At 56.7% G+C, this 15654-nt stretch carries 16 protein-coding genes and 1 riboswitch; of the genes, 10 read left to right on the top strand and 6 right to left on the bottom strand.

What is annotated here, in order from left to right; all coding sequences use genetic code 11:
• Positions 1-2: 2 nt before the first annotated feature.
• Positions 3-725, bottom strand: a complete 723-nt coding sequence (locus HZZ01_RS08495; RefSeq protein ID WP_179896426.1) for an ABC transporter ATP-binding protein — start codon at positions 723-725, stop codon at positions 3-5.
• A gap of 892 nt (positions 726-1617) precedes the next feature.
• On the opposite strand from HZZ01_RS08495, the gene uvrB reads away from it, so the two are divergent.
• Positions 1618-3639: an excinuclease ABC subunit UvrB gene (gene uvrB / locus HZZ01_RS08490; protein ID WP_179896425.1), complete on the top strand. Its 2022-nt coding sequence runs from the start codon at positions 1618-1620 to the stop codon at positions 3637-3639.
• On the opposite strand, the gene yvcK is transcribed toward uvrB, so the two are convergent.
• Positions 3623-4546: a uridine diphosphate-N-acetylglucosamine-binding protein YvcK gene (yvcK, locus tag HZZ01_RS08485; RefSeq protein WP_179896423.1), complete on the bottom strand. Its 924-nt coding sequence runs from the start codon at positions 4544-4546 to the stop codon at positions 3623-3625. The genes uvrB and yvcK overlap by 17 nt on opposite strands.
• Before the next feature lie 204 nt (positions 4547-4750).
• Positions 4751-4884: riboswitch (molybdenum cofactor riboswitch) on the top strand.
• Here yvcK and moaA point away from each other — a divergent pair.
• The 5 genes from moaA (at position 4874) to moaE (ending at position 7570) form a co-directional block, all read left to right on the top strand.
• Positions 4874-5860 carry a GTP 3',8-cyclase MoaA gene (gene moaA / locus HZZ01_RS08480; protein ID WP_003851849.1) on the top strand — a complete coding sequence of 329 codons (987 nt, stop codon included), beginning with the start codon at positions 4874-4876 and terminating at the stop codon, positions 5858-5860. It overlaps the preceding riboswitch by 11 nt.
• Positions 5861-5874: 14 nt before the next feature.
• A complete protein-coding gene (gene moaB / locus HZZ01_RS08475) occupies positions 5875-6390 on the top strand; it encodes a molybdenum cofactor biosynthesis protein B (protein WP_008925052.1) in 516 nt (171 codons plus the stop codon).
• 2 nt (positions 6391-6392) lie between these two features.
• Positions 6393-6878 (top strand): cyclic pyranopterin monophosphate synthase MoaC, encoded by a 486-nt coding sequence (gene moaC, locus HZZ01_RS08470; RefSeq protein WP_008925053.1) that lies wholly within the window; start codon positions 6393-6395, stop codon positions 6876-6878.
• Complete coding sequence (gene moaD, locus HZZ01_RS08465; protein ID WP_179896421.1) at positions 6871-7116, top strand: molybdopterin synthase sulfur carrier subunit; 246 nt, start codon at positions 6871-6873, stop codon at positions 7114-7116. The genes moaC and moaD overlap by 8 nt, the downstream gene beginning before the upstream one ends.
• A gap of 1 nt (position 7117) precedes the next feature.
• Positions 7118-7570 carry a molybdopterin synthase catalytic subunit MoaE gene (gene moaE, locus HZZ01_RS08460; protein ID WP_179896419.1) on the top strand — a complete coding sequence of 151 codons (453 nt, stop codon included), beginning with the start codon at positions 7118-7120 and terminating at the stop codon, positions 7568-7570.
• A 97-nt stretch (positions 7571-7667) separates the two neighbouring features.
• Here the strand turns inward: moaE and HZZ01_RS08455 are convergent, their stop codons facing one another.
• Complete coding sequence (locus HZZ01_RS08455; RefSeq protein ID WP_179896417.1) at positions 7668-8453, bottom strand: OBAP family protein; 786 nt, start codon at positions 8451-8453, stop codon at positions 7668-7670.
• 106 nt (positions 8454-8559) lie between these two features.
• Here HZZ01_RS08455 and HZZ01_RS08450 point away from each other — a divergent pair, with 106 nt between their 5' ends.
• Both HZZ01_RS08450 and HZZ01_RS08445 read left to right on the top strand, forming a co-directional pair.
• Positions 8560-9654 carry a DUF1615 domain-containing protein gene (locus HZZ01_RS08450; RefSeq protein WP_179896416.1) on the top strand — a complete coding sequence of 365 codons (1095 nt, stop codon included), beginning with the start codon at positions 8560-8562 and terminating at the stop codon, positions 9652-9654.
• Positions 9655-9758: 104 nt separating this feature from the next.
• Positions 9759-10466, top strand: coding sequence for a Bax inhibitor-1/YccA family protein (locus HZZ01_RS08445; RefSeq protein ID WP_179896414.1), 708 nt, complete (start codon positions 9759-9761; stop codon positions 10464-10466).
• Between the two features lie 53 nt (positions 10467-10519).
• On the opposite strand, the gene HZZ01_RS08440 is transcribed toward HZZ01_RS08445, so the two are convergent.
• The 3 genes from HZZ01_RS08440 to HZZ01_RS08430 are packed head-to-tail and all read right to left on the bottom strand — an operon-like array spanning position 10520 to position 13487.
• Positions 10520-11485 (bottom strand): lysylphosphatidylglycerol synthase domain-containing protein, encoded by a 966-nt coding sequence (locus HZZ01_RS08440; RefSeq protein ID WP_179896412.1) that lies wholly within the window; start codon positions 11483-11485, stop codon positions 10520-10522.
• Complete coding sequence (gene clsB / locus HZZ01_RS08435; RefSeq protein WP_179896410.1) at positions 11485-12729, bottom strand: cardiolipin synthase ClsB; 1245 nt, start codon at positions 12727-12729, stop codon at positions 11485-11487. Before clsB ends, HZZ01_RS08440 begins: the two co-directional genes overlap by 1 nt.
• Positions 12726-13487 carry an endonuclease/exonuclease/phosphatase family protein gene (locus HZZ01_RS08430; protein ID WP_179896409.1) on the bottom strand — a complete coding sequence of 254 codons (762 nt, stop codon included), beginning with the start codon at positions 13485-13487 and terminating at the stop codon, positions 12726-12728. Before HZZ01_RS08430 ends, clsB begins: the two co-directional genes overlap by 4 nt.
• 179 nt (positions 13488-13666) lie before the next feature.
• Between HZZ01_RS08430 and HZZ01_RS08425 the strand changes: the two genes are divergently transcribed.
• Entirely contained in the window at positions 13667-14059 is a 393-nt protein-coding gene (locus HZZ01_RS08425; RefSeq protein ID WP_179896407.1) for a YbhQ family protein, read from the top strand.
• Positions 14060-14276: 217 nt separating this feature from the next.
• Positions 14277-15653 carry an ATP-dependent RNA helicase RhlE gene (rhlE, locus tag HZZ01_RS08420; protein ID WP_179896405.1) on the top strand — a complete coding sequence of 459 codons (1377 nt, stop codon included), beginning with the start codon at positions 14277-14279 and terminating at the stop codon, positions 15651-15653.
• Position 15654: the final 1 nt, after the last annotated feature.

Here is a 15654-nt window from a genome sequence, read left to right as displayed (position 1 = left end):
CCTCAGGCTACCGTCAGCCACTTATCCACAGTATGGTCGTCGAGCTGTTCCATACTGCCCTGCGCCACATTGCGGCCGCGGTGCAGCAGCAGGAAATAATCCGCCACGCGACGGATCAGCGACAGTCGCTGCTCCAGCAGCAGGATGGTCAGCCCGTAGTCAAGATTGAGGCGGCGGATCAGGTTGCCCATCTCCTCTTCCAGCCACGGCGACATTCCATCAGTCGGTTCATCCAGGATCAGCAGTTTGGGTTGCAGTACCAGTGCGCGCGCCAGGGCCAGCTGTTGCTGCTGATCGATTGGCAGATCGCCGCTGCGCTGCTGGCGCAGTGAATAGAGTGCCGGGAACAGATCGAACACCATTTCGGGAATGGCGCGATGGCGATCGCGCTGGCTGGCACCTGCCAGCAGGGCAATCAGCAGGTTATCTTCCACGCTCATCTGGGTAAAAATATGGCGGCCTTGCGGCACATAGCCAATCCCCATCTGCGCCCGCTGTTCAGCGGGTTGCAGCAGCAGATCTTCCGGCGGAGAGCCATTCTCTTTCCAGGATATGGAGCCGCTGTTAATGGGCAGTCTGCCCATGATGCAGTTCACCAGCGTGGTTTTACCCATGCCATGGCGGCCCAGAACGCCGGTGCAGGTACCAGGCGACAGATCCAGGTCCACATCCCACAGAATATGGTTCTGACCATAAAATTGATTTACCGAACGTAGACTCAGCATCTGACACTCTCCTTCCCGATCATTAGCCTGATTGCTTCCGCTCTCTGTCGTCTGGCAAACAAGTCATCAACAATAGCAGCCTCGCCATTGCAGCACAGTGCGCGTAAAGCGCGGTGACGCCAGTAAGTCCTGCAATTCCCAGGCCAGATTTAAAAACGGTCCTGATGCCTGCCAGAATGCGGGGTTTATGGAATAAAAGGTGAGAAAAACTTATCAATTCCTCAGGGTGGTCACACCGCTGCACTTTTGCAGTGCCTCAGGGCACTGTTTCTGGTGCAGACGTGCTGTTAAGAGGCAATAAGTCTGATTAAGAATGTTAGTGGAATGGCTGGAATTTGCGTGCTGCATGAGGTGACAGATTAAAAATGCAGAATAATCCGTGAGCAGCTGACGCGAAATTTAACGCAAAAAAAATTATTTTCACGGTGAGGGAGGGGCAGGGAAAAATTATACACAGCTGATGGCGGCGGGGCTGCCATCACTTATCCACCATTCCTGTGGATAACCTTGTGCATTAGGTAATGAAAACCAGTTGGAAGCGAGGAAATACGCGGCCTGGTAACATAATGACGAGAATCTGGCCTTATAGGCTTAACTCAATAAAATCAATTGTTTATTAAAAAACAAGCCTGCGAATTATCTGCCAGGTAACCGAACTGTAATTTTGTGACGCTCTATTGACAAATGTTAAATCAGATCCCGGTCTGGGGATAACATTGCGCAACGCATTTTTCGCTATCGCTGTCACATCGCCTGTGTCGGAAGTCTCACAATGCTGGCTATAAGAGTGCATTAATACTGTTTTTATATCCAGTATTATTTTCTGGCAAAATCACCATAGCAGAGTAAAATAAGTGCCTGCCCGCCGACTTCTCCAGCAGGAACTGCATTCATGACCAAAGCTTTTAAACTGAATTCCGCCTTTAAACCTTCGGGCGACCAGCCTGAGGCGATTCGTCGCCTGGAAGAGGGGCTGGAGGATGGACTGGCCCATCAAACCTTATTAGGCGTAACCGGATCCGGTAAAACATTCACCGTCGCCAACGTCATTGCCGACCTCAACCGCCCGACGATGGTGCTGGCACCGAACAAGACCCTGGCCGCTCAGCTCTACGGCGAGATGAAAGAGTTCTTCCCGGATAATGCCGTCGAGTTTTTCGTCTCTTACTACGACTATTATCAGCCTGAAGCCTATGTGCCGAGCTCCGACACCTTTATCGAAAAGGATGCGTCGGTGAACGAACATATCGAGCAGATGCGTCTGTCGGCCACCAAAGCACTGCTGGAGCGACGCGACGTTATCGTGGTGGCGTCGGTTTCGGCAATCTACGGTCTGGGCGATCCCGATCTCTATCTGAAAATGATGCTGCATCTGACACGTGGCATGATTATCGATCAGCGCAGCATTCTGCGCCGCCTCTCAGAACTGCAATACACCCGTAACGACCAGGCGTTCCAGCGCGGCACCTTCCGCGTGCGTGGTGAAGTGATCGATATCTTCCCGGCAGAGTCGGACGATATTGCGCTGCGCGTCGAGTTGTTTGACCAGGAGGTTGAACGTCTCTCACTCTTTGACCCGCTGACCGGCCAGATCGATTCGGTGGTGCCGCGCTTTACCATCTACCCCAAGACGCACTACGTGACGCCGCGTGAGCGCATTCTGCAGGCGATGGAAGATATCAAAGTGGAGCTGGCGGACCGTCGCCGGGTGCTACTGGAGAACAATAAGCTGCTGGAAGAGCAGCGTATTACGCAGCGTACCCAGTTTGATCTGGAGATGATGAGTGAGCTGGGCTACTGCTCCGGCATCGAGAACTACTCACGTTACCTCTCCGCACGCGGACCGGGCGAAGCGCCGCCGACGCTGTTTGACTATTTGCCCGCCGATGGCCTGCTGGTGGTGGATGAGTCACACGTCACCATTCCGCAGATTGGCGGTATGTACAAAGGCGACCGTGCGCGTAAAGAGACGCTGGTGGAGTATGGTTTCCGCCTGCCGTCGGCGCTGGATAACCGTCCGATGAAGTTTGAAGAGTTTGAGGCGCTGGCACCACAGACCATCTATGTCTCGGCAACGCCGGGCAAATATGAGCTGGAAAAATCGGGCGACGAAGTGGTCGATCAGGTGGTGCGACCTACCGGCCTGCTGGATCCGATCATCGAAGTGCGTCCGGTCGGCACCCAGGTCGACGATCTGCTGTCGGAAATCCGTCAGCGCGTGGCGATCAATGAGCGTGTGCTGGTGACGGTGCTGACCAAACGCATGGCGGAAGATCTCACCGAGTATCTGGTTGAGCATGGCGAGAAGGTGCGTTATCTGCACTCCGACATCGACACGGTAGAGCGTATGGAGATTATCCGCGACTTACGTCTGGGTGAGTTTGATGTGCTGGTGGGCATTAACTTACTGCGTGAGGGACTGGATATGCCGGAAGTATCGCTGGTGGCGATTCTGGATGCGGATAAAGAGGGCTTCCTGCGTTCCGAACGATCGCTGATTCAGACCATCGGTCGTGCGGCGCGTAACATCAACGGTAAGGCGATTCTCTATGGCGATAAAATCACGCCGTCGATGGCGCGCGCCATTGAAGAGACCGAACGCCGCCGCGAGAAGCAGCAGCTGCACAACGAACAGAATGGCATTGTGCCGCAGGGCCTGAATAAGAAGATCACCGATATTCTGGAACTGGGCAAAAACGTGGTGAAAACCCGCGGCAAAGCGAAACCGGCCCGTCCTGGCGAAGCCCAGGCGCTGGCCGATTTCCAGCTTTTAACGCCGCAGGCTCTGCAGAAAAAGATCCACGAACTGGAAGGGCAGATGCAGCAGCATGCGCAGAACCTGGAGTTCGAACAGGCGGCCAATGTACGCGATCAGCTGCATGAGCTACGTACGCTGTTTATTGCGGCCTCGTAGCGCCGTTAAAGCCCTGAATGGCGTGTTCCAGCGCTACCCTTAACAGCTGGCGGTCGTGACGATATTTGATGTCGGCGGCTTCCAGCGGTTCACGGACAATGAGCCGGTTTTCAATCCCCCGTGTATCCACGGCCGGACTGACGACCAGCGCATCGACGACACGCTTGCCGATGTAACGCTCCATCATGTGAAGCTTGTCAGCGACCGAGAGACTGGCGGCGGCGGGGCTGAGTTCGCGGCCCAGATTGCCGATAAAGACCATGGTGGCGGGCGTGCGACGCAGTGCCTGCGCCATCTCTTCCATCAGCAGAATCGGCATCAGGCTGGTATAAAAGCTGCCTGGCCCAATCAGAATCAGATCCGCTTCACCAATCGCCTGCAGTGCTTCCCGCGTGGGCTGCACGTTGGGGTGCAGCATCAGCTCCTGCGGCGGCTGTTTCATCTCATCAATCGCGGTTTCGCCGTAAACCATGTTGCCCTCGGCATCCATCGCCACCAGATCCACCGGCTGCTCTGACATCGGAATTAAAAAGGCATCCACTTTCAGAAGGTTACGGATAATGTTGATCGCTTCCAGCGGGCGGACGCTAAGATGATCCAGTGCCCGCAGCATCAGGTTACCGAGGTTATGTCCGGCCAGTTCACCGTTACCGGCAAAGCGATACTCGAACATCGCGGAGGCAACGCTGGGTTCCGCAATCAGTTGATTAAGGCAGTTACGCATGTCGCCCCAGGCGATGCCGCCTTCGGAGCGACGAATACGGCCGGTTGATCCGCCGTTGTCGGTGGTGGTGACGATACCGGTGAGACGCGAGCCAAGCGGGGAAAGCGCAGACATGACGCGCCCCAGACCGTGCCCGCCTCCCAGTGCCACAACGCGATCAAGATCGGCCAGTGTGCGATTCATACTTCTCCTTAATACCCGTTCGCGTGGCGTGGCTCTAATCGCTAAGCCCGCGCGGATGACTTACGTCAAAATCTGGATTGTATTTTAACGTATCCTGTCGCGAAAATGCGGCGAAAGTTCGGTATGTATAAGAATATATAGCGAAAAGAGCAAATGGAAGAGTGACGAAATACACGCTACCATCATGTTTACCGCGCTGACCAACGGGTCAGCGTACACTCAAGCCTGAGTGCCTAAGTCTGCGGATAGGGGGGTCAGGCCGTAGCCATTGAGCTGCCAGGGTGCAGGAAGAAATGACTGCATCTCCCAATCTGGAAAGGTGTTCTGGTGTCACAATTTACTGATGCATACGCGCGTAAGTTCTATTACCTGCGCCTGTCGGTCACGGATGTCTGCAATTTCCGTTGTACCTATTGTTTGCCCGACGGCTACAAGCCGCAGGGAATTCGTAACAAAAGCTTTCTCTCACTGGATGAAATCCGCCGTGTCACGCGGGCCTTCGCCGCTGCCGGTACCGAAAAAGTACGGCTGACTGGCGGTGAGCCGTCGCTGCGCCGTGATTTCACCGACATCATTGCGGCGGTGCGTGAAAACGCCTCGATCCGCCAGATCGCCGTCACTACCAACGGCTATCGGCTGGCGCGTGACGTAAAGCAATGGCGCGATGCGGGTTTAACCGCACTTAACGTCAGCGTCGATAGCCTGGATGCCCGACAGTTTCACGCTATCACTGGTCAGGATAAATTCCATCAGGTGATGAGCGGCATTGATGCCGCGCTCGACGCCGGTTTTCGTCAGGTCAAAGTCAATAGCGTACTGATGCGCGATCTCAACAGCCGTAATCTGGCCACCTTCCTCGACTGGATCCGTACCCGTCCGATTCAGCTGCGCTTTATCGAACTGATGGAGACCGGCGATGGCGGCACGCTGTTCCGCGATCAGCACGTTTCCGGCATGGTGATCCGCGATCAACTGATCGCTCAGGGCTGGCAGCGCCGCGAAAGCGGACGCAGCGACGGTCCGGCGCAGGTCTTTTACCATCCCGATTATGTCGGCGAGATTGGCCTGATCATGCCTTACGCCAAAGATTTCTGTGCCAGTTGCAACCGTCTGCGCGTCTCAGCGCACGGTAATCTGCACCTGTGCCTGTTTGGTGACGGCGGTGTGCCACTGCGTGATCTGCTGGCGTCAGATGAGCAGCAGGCTGAACTGCAGGCTCGCATTGCCAGCAGCCTGGGGCAGAAAAAGCAGACACACTTCCTGCATCAGGGCAACACCGGCATCACACAGAATCTCTCTTACATTGGCGGCTAATTTCAGGAGGAAGTATGGGTAAACCAGCCAGCGAATTTCAGGCATTGCAGATGGCGGTGATGACGGTGTCAGATCGTCGTGATGCCAGCAACGATACCTCCGGCGACTATTTGCGCGAGGCGGCAGCGGAAGCGGGCCATGAAGTGGTTGATCACGCTATCGTGCCGGATAATCTCTACCGTATCCGTGCCACCGTGTCGCGCTGGATCGCCAGTGAAGATGTACAGGTGGTCATCATTAATGGCGGCACCGGCTTTAACCTGAAAAACAGCACGCCGGAAGCCCTGCTGCCGCTGTTCGATCGCGAGATTGACGGCTTTGGCGAGCTGTTCCGGATGGTCTCCTATGAAGAGATTGGCGGTTCAACATTACAGTCGCGTGCCGTTGCCGGTCTGGCCAATGGCACGCTGATCCTGGCCGTGCCGGGGTCGACAAGCGCCTGCCGTACCGCCTGGGAACGTATTATCGCTGACCAGCTTGATGCACGCACCGCGCCCTGTAATTTTGTCTCACATTTGAAGAAACGATAAGTATGTCTCAACTCACACACATTAACGCCGCGGGCGAAGCGCACATGGTGGATGTCTCCGCCAAGGCTGAAACCGTGCGCGAAGCGCGGGCAGAAGTGCTGGTGCTGATGCAGCCAGAAACGCTGCAGATGATTATGGAAGGCAGCCATCACAAAGGCGATGTCTTTGCCACTGCGCGCATCGCCGGGATCCAGGCGGCAAAACGTACCTGGGAGCTGATTCCGCTCTGTCATCCGTTGATGCTGAGTAAAGTGGAAGTGAACCTGGAAGCGGAACCGGACCATAACCGGGTTCGTATTACCACGCTCTGCCGTCTGACCGGGAAAACCGGTGTTGAGATGGAAGCGCTGACGGCCGCCTCGGTTGCCGCCCTCACCATCTACGATATGTGCAAAGCGGTACAGAAAGATATTGTCATCGATCAGCTGCGTTTAATCAGCAAGAGCGGCGGTAAAAGCGGCGATTTCCAGGCGGTTGCGCATGATTAAGGTGCTGTTTTTTGCCCAGGTGCGTGAGCTGATCGGCACCGCATCGCTTGAGGTCAGTGCTGATTATCCGGATGTGGCCGCGCTGCGCAGTGCGCTGGCCGAACGCGACGATCGCTGGGCGCTGGCGCTGGAGTCAGGCAAGTTGCTGGCGGCGGTAAATCAGACGCTGGTGCCGATGACGCATCCGCTGTGTGCGGGTGATGAAGTCGCCTTTTTCCCGCCCGTGACCGGAGGCTGAGATGGACACGCAGATTCGCGTCGGCCCCGCGCCGTTTGATATGGCGGAAGCGTATCGCTGGCTGGCGGCCTGTGATGAAGATGGTGCGGTAGTGACCTTTACCGGCAAAGTCCGCAACCACAATCTCGGTGATAACGTGGCGGCGCTGACGCTGGAGCACTATCCCGGCATGACCGAGAAAGCGCTACAGGAGATTATTGATGCGGCGCGTGAACGCTGGCCGCTGCAGCGCGTCACGGTGATTCACCGCGTCGGTGAGCTGTTTCCCGGCGATGAAATCGTGCTGGTGGGCGTCACCAGCGCCCATCGCGGCAGCGCCTTTTCTGCCGCCGAATTCATCATGGATTACCTGAAAACCCGCGCGCCGTTCTGGAAGCGCGAAGCGACAGAGCAGGGCCATCGCTGGGTGGATGCCCGCGACAGCGACCACCAGGCTGCTCAGCGCTGGGACTAAGACGGCGTTTTCAACTCAGCGGGCGGAGAGTTTCTGCCCGCTGAGTCTCCTCTGAACGTCTACACGCGATTACCTGCAAACGCGCGCATCACGTCGCTTAAGGCTGCCTGAGCTGCTCAGCCGGACCAAATCCAGTCTGACCGTGGCTGTGCTCACCGCCGCCTGTGGTGCGCTTAAGCTGAATAACCTGGCCCTTTTCCCACGCGTTGGCACCCGGTGCTGCCGGATGCGCCACGATATCCGCCCGTTCGGCACGGATCTTTTTGCTATCGACGTCAAAGCGGCGATCGCGGTCCGCCAGCAGTCGCGAATCCATCTGACCATCCTGTGTAAAGCCCATCATCAAGGCCGGAATCCCAATTGGCAGCGTTTTGTCGCGATCGGTGTGCCAGGTGTGCCAGGTTTTTCCGTAGGTGTTCACAATGCGATTCATCAGCGCATGGTCGGCGGCTTCCGGTAAGCCTGGCGCAATCAGCGTGCCCGATTTCACCTCATACTGATGGCTGTGCCACAGCTTCTTCTCTTCGGGCGGCAGGGTCTTAAACAGCCGTTCGCTGATAATGTACTCCACGCCCATCAGCCGCGCGTCGCGGGTATTGCCGTCGTAAATCACCGCCTGCATCACATCGTCATTCAGCACGGTGACATAGTGGTGTGCCTCCATCTGTCCGTTTTTATCACCATTATAAAAATGGAAGCCGTCAAGATAGGTGTTGATGGCATCGATGGGCGGACGTGACTGCATCACGCTGGCGCCGGTCTCCAGCACTTTAAGCGAGGAGGAGGTGGGCGCGCCCGGTGACTGCACCTGGGCAGGTGTATTATTGGCGCCACAACCGGTTAATAACAGGCTGAATGCCGCAACAGGCCAGAGTTTAAACATCGTAAATTCCTTTAACGGTAAAAAAGGTAACCTTAGTCCAGTTCTCTCCTGCCTGCGAAACGCTGGCGATGATAGAGTAGCGTTTTGGTTTATTTTAGGGACAGGCATGTCATCCACCCCAATTCTGCAACGTCTGACACTGATCGCCGCACTGGTACTGGCAGGCTGTAGCAGCAAGAAAACCCCAGAGGCGCCGGTACGGCAGCCTGAAGATGTCAAAGCGCAGATTCAGCGGCTGCTGCCGTCGCACGTCAGCAATAAAACGGCGTGGAGCGACGATATCTACACCACCTTCCGCACGCAGCAGATTGATCCCAGCGCCAGTAACCTCTGCGCGGTGATCGCCGTGGCGGATCAGGAGAGCAACTTCAGCGCCGAGGCTGCGGTGCCAGGCCTGCCAAAAATCGCCTGGGGTGAGATCGATCGCCGTGCGGCAAAAGTGCACGTCCCGGCCTTCCTGGTGCGCACCGCGCTGCAGATAAAATCCCCCACAGGGGAAAGCTACGCGGCACGACTGGACAAAGTGCGCAGTGAAAAAGATCTCAGCGCTATTTTCGATGACCTGATCGACATGGTGCCGATGGGCCAGACACTGTTTGGTAATCTCAACCCGATCCACACCGGCGGGCCGATGCAGGTCAGCATTGCGTTTGCCGAATCGCACGCCAAAGGCTATCCGTGGCCGGTCGATGGCACAATCCGCCGCGAGGTATTTACCCGTCACGGCGGGATCTACTTCGGAACGATGCATCTGCTGGGCTACCCGGCTGACTACAGCCAGCCGCTGTATCGCTTTGCCGATTACAATGCGGGCTGGTATGCCAGTCGCAATGCGGCGTTCCAGGCGGCAGTGTCGCGCGCCACCGGTATGAAGCTGGCGCTGGATGGCGATCTGATTCTTTATGGATCGGATGCGGCGGGTGGCACCGAGCTGGCGGTGCGCACGCTGTCGAAGCAGATCGACATGAGCAACAGCGATATTCGCCGCGATCTGGAGAAAGGGGAGAAAGCGTCGTTCAGCGACAGCGAACTCTGGAAACAGGTCTTTACCCTGGCGGATAAAATGGCGGGTCGCAAATTACCGCGTGAAATGCTGCCGGGCATCAAGCTGGAAAGCCCGAAAATTACCCGTAACCTCACCACGGCGTGGTTTGCACAGCGCGTTGACAGCCGTTATCAGCAGTGCCTGTCGCGGCGTTAAGCGGCATGTTGTGGCGCAGTTGAGCTGACCTGTGCCACACTTAGTCTCTGGCATGGCTCCCTGTCGGGAGCGCATCTGTTCATCCGTCTAACAAGAGGTGCATCATGGACCGATATCCACGAAATGATTCCATCGTTCAACCCGCATCTCGCGGTTTACAAGCCTATATGGCACAAGTCTATGGCTGGATGACCTGTGGTCTGTTACTGACCGCGTTTGTCTCCTGGTACGCTGCGCGCACGCCTGCGGTGATGGAGCTGGTGTTTGCCAACCGGATTACCTTCTTCGGGCTGATTATCGCGCAGCTGGCGCTGGTGTTTTTCCTGTCAGGTATGGTGCATCGCCTGAGCGGGACCGTAGCAACCGGGCTGTTTATGCTCTATTCGGCGCTCACCGGCATTACCATGGCGAGTATCTTCCTGGTCTACACCTATTCCTCTATTGCCAGCACCTTCTTTGTCACGGCCGGTATGTTTGGCGCGATGAGCTTTTACGGCTACACCACTAAACGGGATCTGAGTCGTTTTGGCAGCCTGCTGTTTATGGCGCTGATTGGTATAGTACTGGCGTCGCTGGTGAACTTCTGGCTGAAAAGCCCGGCGCTGATGTGGGCGATTACCTACATTGGGGTGGTGGTGTTTGTTGGCCTGACCGCGTATGACACGCAGAAGCTGAAAAACATCGGTGAGCAGATCGATGCCCGCGACACGGAAAACCTGCGTCGCTACTCAATTATGGGTGCACTGACGCTCTATCTCGACTTCATCAACCTGTTCCTGATGCTGCTGCGGATTTTCGGCAACCGCCGCTAAGGCTGAGGAAAGAGTGGGGGAGGCGCACTGTCTGCGCCTCCCCCTTTTTTTATTTACGACTTCTGCAATTTCTGCTCATTCTTGTGACGCAGATGCTTCGCCCGACTCTCCAGCCCCAGATAGAGTACCAGCGCTAACAGCAGCGGCAGGATAAAGTAGAGCACGCGATAGGCCAGCAGCGCCGCAATGATGGTGCCATGCGAGACGTGCTGACCGCTGAGCAGCGCCAGGAAAACCGCTTCCAGTACGCCGATGCCCGCCGGAATATGAATGATCACCCCAGCGATACTGCTGATCAGCAGCACGCCCAGCACCATCGGATAACCGACGTCGCGCCCCAGCAGCAGCCAGATAATCGCTCCCATCACCATCCAGTTGGCACAGGACACCGCAAACTGCAGCAGCGCCATGCGCAATGAGGGAAGCTGCAGCGTCTGGCCTTTCACCGTCCAGCGCCGCTGCTTTGAGAAGGCGCAGGCCCAGAGATAAACCGCGACCAGCACCAGCAGAACCCCGCCAATCAGGCGCAGCGTGGTCTCACCGATAAACCAGCCGCTGGGGATCGAAACCATACCGGCACTGAACACCACGCCCGCCAGCAGAATATAACCCAGCCAGTTGGTGGCGATGCTCAGGGAGAAGATGCGGGTGATCGTGCCGCTGTCGAGGCCAAGCCTGGAGTAGAGCCGGTAGCGCATCGCCACGCCGCCCACCCAGGTGCTCAGCGTCAGGTTGAAGGCGTAACAGATAAACGACACCAGCATCACCTGCCGCTTCGCCAGCTTATGGCCGCAGTAGGCGCGACCAATCAGGTCATAGCAGCCATACACCAGGTAACTCAGCACCACCAGCCCGGCGGCAGTCAATACCACAAAGCGGTCGTAGTTAACGATGACGTCATAAACATCTTCCCAGTTCACTTTACGGGCATAAACCACCAGCAGAACCACGACCGCGATGAAAAACAGCACGGTGAGGATTTTTTTCGCCAGTTGCCAGCGTGGATGTTTTTTTGCCATCAGGATTTTGCTCCCGGGTTGTCAGTTTCAACGCGATCCTGCGTCTCCATTTCAGGCTGTACCGGCGCATCCACCTGGGCCAGCAGCGGTGTATGTGCTGGAAGCCAGCCAGCGATAGCCGGGAAATGGCGCAGGAAGTGGAATACCACCACGCTTTTACTCAGTTGCCACCAGTTGCGTGGCGGTAAGCGATCCTCCTGCACGCGCTGGCAATCATTGGCCAGGAGCGCTTCCAGGTTATCACGCAACGTCTGGTTAAACGGCCGATCGTGGATGATCAGATTGGCTTCAAGATTCAGAGAGAGGCTCAGTGGATCGAGATTACTGGAACCGACGGTGGCCCAGTGATCGTCTTTTACGGCGATCTTGCCATGCAGCGGACGACGGATATATTCGTAAACTTCGACGCCACCATCGACCAGATAGTTGTAGAGCAACTCCGCGCCCACTTTCACTATTGGCATATCCGGCTCGCCCTGAACGATCAAGCGCACCCGGACGCCACGCTGTGCGGCATTACGCATCTCACGCAGCAGCCGGTAGCCAGGAAAGAAGTAGGCGTTGGCAATGATCACATCCCGCTTTGCCTCGCGCAGCATCTCAAGGTAATGCACTTCAATGTCGTCGCGATGCTCGTCGTTATCGCGATAGACATAGAGCACCTGGGCATCACCAGGTTTAGCGTTCACCGCCGGACGATGAGAACGCGATCCCCACCAGCGGCGGGTATGCTGTTCGCTGCCAATCGCCTCTTGCAGATAGCGGGCAATATCTGCGACGACTGGGCCTTTGACCTGCACCGCGTAATCCTGTTTCGCCTCCGGGCCGTAGTCGGTATTGTGCTCAGCCGAAAAGTTGATGCCGCCAACAAAGGCGACCACATCATCCACCACCACAGTTTTTCGATGCAGACGGCGGAACACGTTGGTGCGCATCCCCATCACCAGCGGACGCGGATCATAATAGATGAAGCGCACGCCTGCGCTGGTCAGGCTGTTGACAAACTTGTCAGAGAGTTCGGCCGATCCATAGCCATCGACCATGATTTCGACCCGTACGCCGCGCTGGGCTGCCGCCAGAAGCTCACGGTGCAGGGCGTTGCCGACGTCATCTTCAAACAGAATAAAGGTTTCGATTAATACCGTGCGTTCTGCCCGCTGGATAGCGCCAAAGACGCGCGGGAAAAACGCCTCACCATTTTCCAGCAACAGCAGCCGGTTGCCTTCCTGCCAGCTAAAATTCATAGGTGAATCTCCACGGCCAGCGGTGCATGGTCGGAAAGATGGGACCAGGGTTTACGCGGCAGCGCCCAGGGATGACTCACGGTGGCGTTACGCACGTAGATGCGATCGAGTCGCAGGATCGGGAAACGCGCCGGGAAAGTGCGCGCCGGGCGTCCGCTCTTCATGCTGAATACCTCTTTCAGGCCTGCGCCCTGTTTCAGGATGGGGTTGGCGCGTCCCTGCCAGTCGTTGAAATCGCCCGCCACCACGACCGGCGCGTCGGGCGGTAGCGAATTGACCATTTCACAGATTTTCTTCATCTGCGCGTGACGATGCGCCTCTTTCAACCCCAGATGCACACAGATGACATGCAGCGTGCCGTGCGGCTCAGGCAGGGCGATCTGGCAATGCAGCATCCCGCGGTTTTCACTGCCCGCCACCGAGATATCCCGGTTTTCATGTTCGGCGATTGGAAAGCGCGACAGCACCGCATTGCCGTGATGTCCCTCCGGATAGACCGCATTGCGCCCATAGGCGAAATCGTTCCATATGGTGTCGGCCAGAAACTCATAATGAGGAGACTCGGGCCACTCCTCATGGTTAAGGGAGTGGATGGCATGCGTGCCCATCACCTCCTGTAAAAAGACCACATCCGCCTCTGTTGCGCGAACAGCGTCGCGTAATTCGGGCAGGATGAAGCGGCGATTAAAAGGGGCGAAACCCTTGTGTGTATTGATCGTCAGGACTTTTATTGAAAATCCTTGCTTGTTTTGTGGCATACTCGCGACGCACTCCTTTTCATCATCAATAGAATCAAAGTGTAGTCTTTGTCACAAACGGGTGGTGAAAGAGGGCAATAATTAGGGCGTTATCCGAAAATTGTTTTACATTGAGGAAATCGTTTCCGGCTTGTGCCGGTAGCACTTGGGCGACCTGTTGGGTCTGCCAGGAGAACTGAATGAAATGGTCTAATCGTATTCAAATCATCACGGGTCAGACGTTAATGCATATCGCTATGCATCTGCTGGTGATCGCTGCGTTGATCTGGGGCTGGAAGCACAAAGCTCTGGTTGATGTCTGCAGCACGCTGGTGGCGATGTATGCACTGGTTTTTGTTGCCATGCTGGTAACACAGCGCATTCCCCGTTTACGCACTCTCGGCGATTATCTTGAAGAAGCGACCACCACTTACTACTTTGGCGCCGCCATGATGACACTGTTCCTGGTGTCACGGATTTACCACAACAACCTGCTGCTGGCGTGTCTCGGCGTAGTGATGTTGCTGGGTCCGGCGCTGGTCTCGCTGCTGGTAAAAGAGCCACCGCGGCGAATCGAAAACAAACGTAGTTAAGTTGAAGGCCACCGGAAGGTGGCCTTCCTGTTTTCAGGCGGTTAAGTTGTGTCACGAAATGTGAGCTATCTCGCACACTGCCTTTAAAGCTGATACACTCGCCCGCTTACGCATCGTAGTTTGTGCCCTTTTCACGCGTCAGCCCCAACTGGCGTCACTATCCCTCTGAAAACTACACCGTGATTCACGGCCAGAGCGGACCGGAGTAAAACACTTAATGTCTTTTGACTCTCTCGGCCTGAGTGCCGATATTTTGCGCGCTGTTGCCGAACAAGGCTACAGCGAACCTACACCTATCCAGCGCCAGGCGATTCCTGTTGTGCTGGCAGGCCGCGATCTGCTGGCGAGTGCCCAGACCGGCACCGGCAAAACGGCCGGCTTTACTTTACCGCTGCTACAGAAACTCTCTGCCACTGCCACGCCAATTCGCGGTCGTCGTCCGGTGCGCGCCCTGATCCTGACCCCAACCCGTGAACTCGCGGCGCAGGTCGGCGAAAACGTCAGCGACTACAGCAAATACCTCTCGCTGCGTTCGATGGTGGTGTTTGGTGGTGTCAGCATCAATCCACAGATGGTCAAGCTGCGTGGCGGCGTTGATATCCTGGTCGCAACACCTGGCCGCCTGCTGGATCTGGCGCAACAGAATGCCGTTGACCTGTCACAGGTCGAAATTCTGGTGCTGGATGAAGCGGACCGTATGCTGGATATGGGCTTTATCCATGACATCCGTCGCGTACTGGCGCGCCTGCCGGCGAAACGTCAGAATCTGCTGTTCTCTGCCACCTTCTCTGATGAGATCAAAGGTCTGGCTGAAAAACTGCTGACCAACCCGGAAATGATTGAAGTGGCTCGCCGCAACACCGCCTCCGAGCAGGTCGCGCAGCAGGTGGCTTTCGTTGATAAGAAGCGCAAGCGTGAACTGTTGTCGCAGCTGATTGGCGAAGGTAACTGGCAGCAGGTGCTGGTTTTCACCCGTACCAAACACGGCGCGAACCACCTTGCCGAGCAACTGGGCAAAGATGGCATCAGCGCCGCAGCCATTCATGGCAACAAGAGCCAGGGTGCACGTACCCGTGCGCTGGCCGACTTTAAGTCAGGCGGCATTCGCGTGCTGGTTGCGACCGATATCGCGGCCCGTGGCCTGGATATCGAAGAGCTGCCACATGTCGTGAACTACGAGCTGCCTAACGTCGCCGAAGATTATGTTCACCGTATTGGCCGTACCGGTCGTGCAGCGGCGACCGGTGTCGCACTGTCGCTGGTCTGCGTCGATGAGCATAAACTGCTGCGTGATATCGAGCGTCTGCTGAAGCGTGAAATCCCGCGTCTGGCCGTTGAGGGTTATGAACCCGATCCGAGCATCAAAGCGGAGCCGATCATCAACGGTCGTCAGCAGCAGTCTCGCGGCGGTGCAGGTGGTGGCGGCGGCCGTGGTCGCAGCCAGGGCGGTCAGGGTGCGGGCGCATCGCGCGCTTCTTCATCCGGCGAAAAGCGTCCTCAGGCGCGTCGTCAGAGCCAGGCCGCACCGCAGGGCGATAGGCCTGCAGCCCGTCCGCGTCGTCCGGCAGCAGCGAAGCGCACCGGAAACGTCTGAG

Origin of the sequence: Pantoea sp. WMus005 (assembly GCF_013415305.1) — a bacterium.
GTDB lineage: Bacteria > Pseudomonadota > Gammaproteobacteria > Enterobacterales > Enterobacteriaceae > Pantoea > Pantoea rara.
The sequence above is the reverse complement of the archived record's forward strand: the minus strand, read 5'-3'. Positions and strand labels throughout refer to the sequence as shown.

Excerpts from the sequence above, each read along its gene's own strand:
- HZZ01_RS08495 (WP_179896426.1), bottom strand. The coding sequence starts at position 725 with ATGCTGAGTCTACGTTCGGTAAATCAATTTTATGGTCAGAACCATATT.
- uvrB (WP_179896425.1), top strand. The coding sequence starts at position 1,618 with ATGACCAAAGCTTTTAAACTGAATTCCGCCTTTAAACCTTCGGGCGAC.
- yvcK (WP_179896423.1), bottom strand. The coding sequence starts at position 4,546 with ATGAATCGCACACTGGCCGATCTTGATCGCGTTGTGGCACTGGGAGGC.
- moaB (WP_008925052.1), top strand. The coding sequence starts at position 5,875 with ATGGGTAAACCAGCCAGCGAATTTCAGGCATTGCAGATGGCGGTGATG.
- moaC (WP_008925053.1), top strand. The coding sequence starts at position 6,393 with ATGTCTCAACTCACACACATTAACGCCGCGGGCGAAGCGCACATGGTG.
- moaD (WP_179896421.1), top strand. The coding sequence starts at position 6,871 with ATGATTAAGGTGCTGTTTTTTGCCCAGGTGCGTGAGCTGATCGGCACC.
- moaE (WP_179896419.1), top strand. The coding sequence starts at position 7,118 with ATGGACACGCAGATTCGCGTCGGCCCCGCGCCGTTTGATATGGCGGAA.
- HZZ01_RS08455 (WP_179896417.1), bottom strand. The coding sequence starts at position 8,453 with ATGTTTAAACTCTGGCCTGTTGCGGCATTCAGCCTGTTATTAACCGGT.
- HZZ01_RS08450 (WP_179896416.1), top strand. The coding sequence starts at position 8,560 with ATGTCATCCACCCCAATTCTGCAACGTCTGACACTGATCGCCGCACTG.
- HZZ01_RS08445 (WP_179896414.1), top strand. The coding sequence starts at position 9,759 with ATGGACCGATATCCACGAAATGATTCCATCGTTCAACCCGCATCTCGC.
- HZZ01_RS08440 (WP_179896412.1), bottom strand. The coding sequence starts at position 11,485 with ATGGCAAAAAAACATCCACGCTGGCAACTGGCGAAAAAAATCCTCACC.
- clsB (WP_179896410.1), bottom strand. The coding sequence starts at position 12,729 with ATGAATTTTAGCTGGCAGGAAGGCAACCGGCTGCTGTTGCTGGAAAAT.
- HZZ01_RS08430 (WP_179896409.1), bottom strand. The coding sequence starts at position 13,487 with ATGCCACAAAACAAGCAAGGATTTTCAATAAAAGTCCTGACGATCAAT.
- HZZ01_RS08425 (WP_179896407.1), top strand. The coding sequence starts at position 13,667 with ATGAAATGGTCTAATCGTATTCAAATCATCACGGGTCAGACGTTAATG.
- rhlE (WP_179896405.1), top strand. The coding sequence starts at position 14,277 with ATGTCTTTTGACTCTCTCGGCCTGAGTGCCGATATTTTGCGCGCTGTT.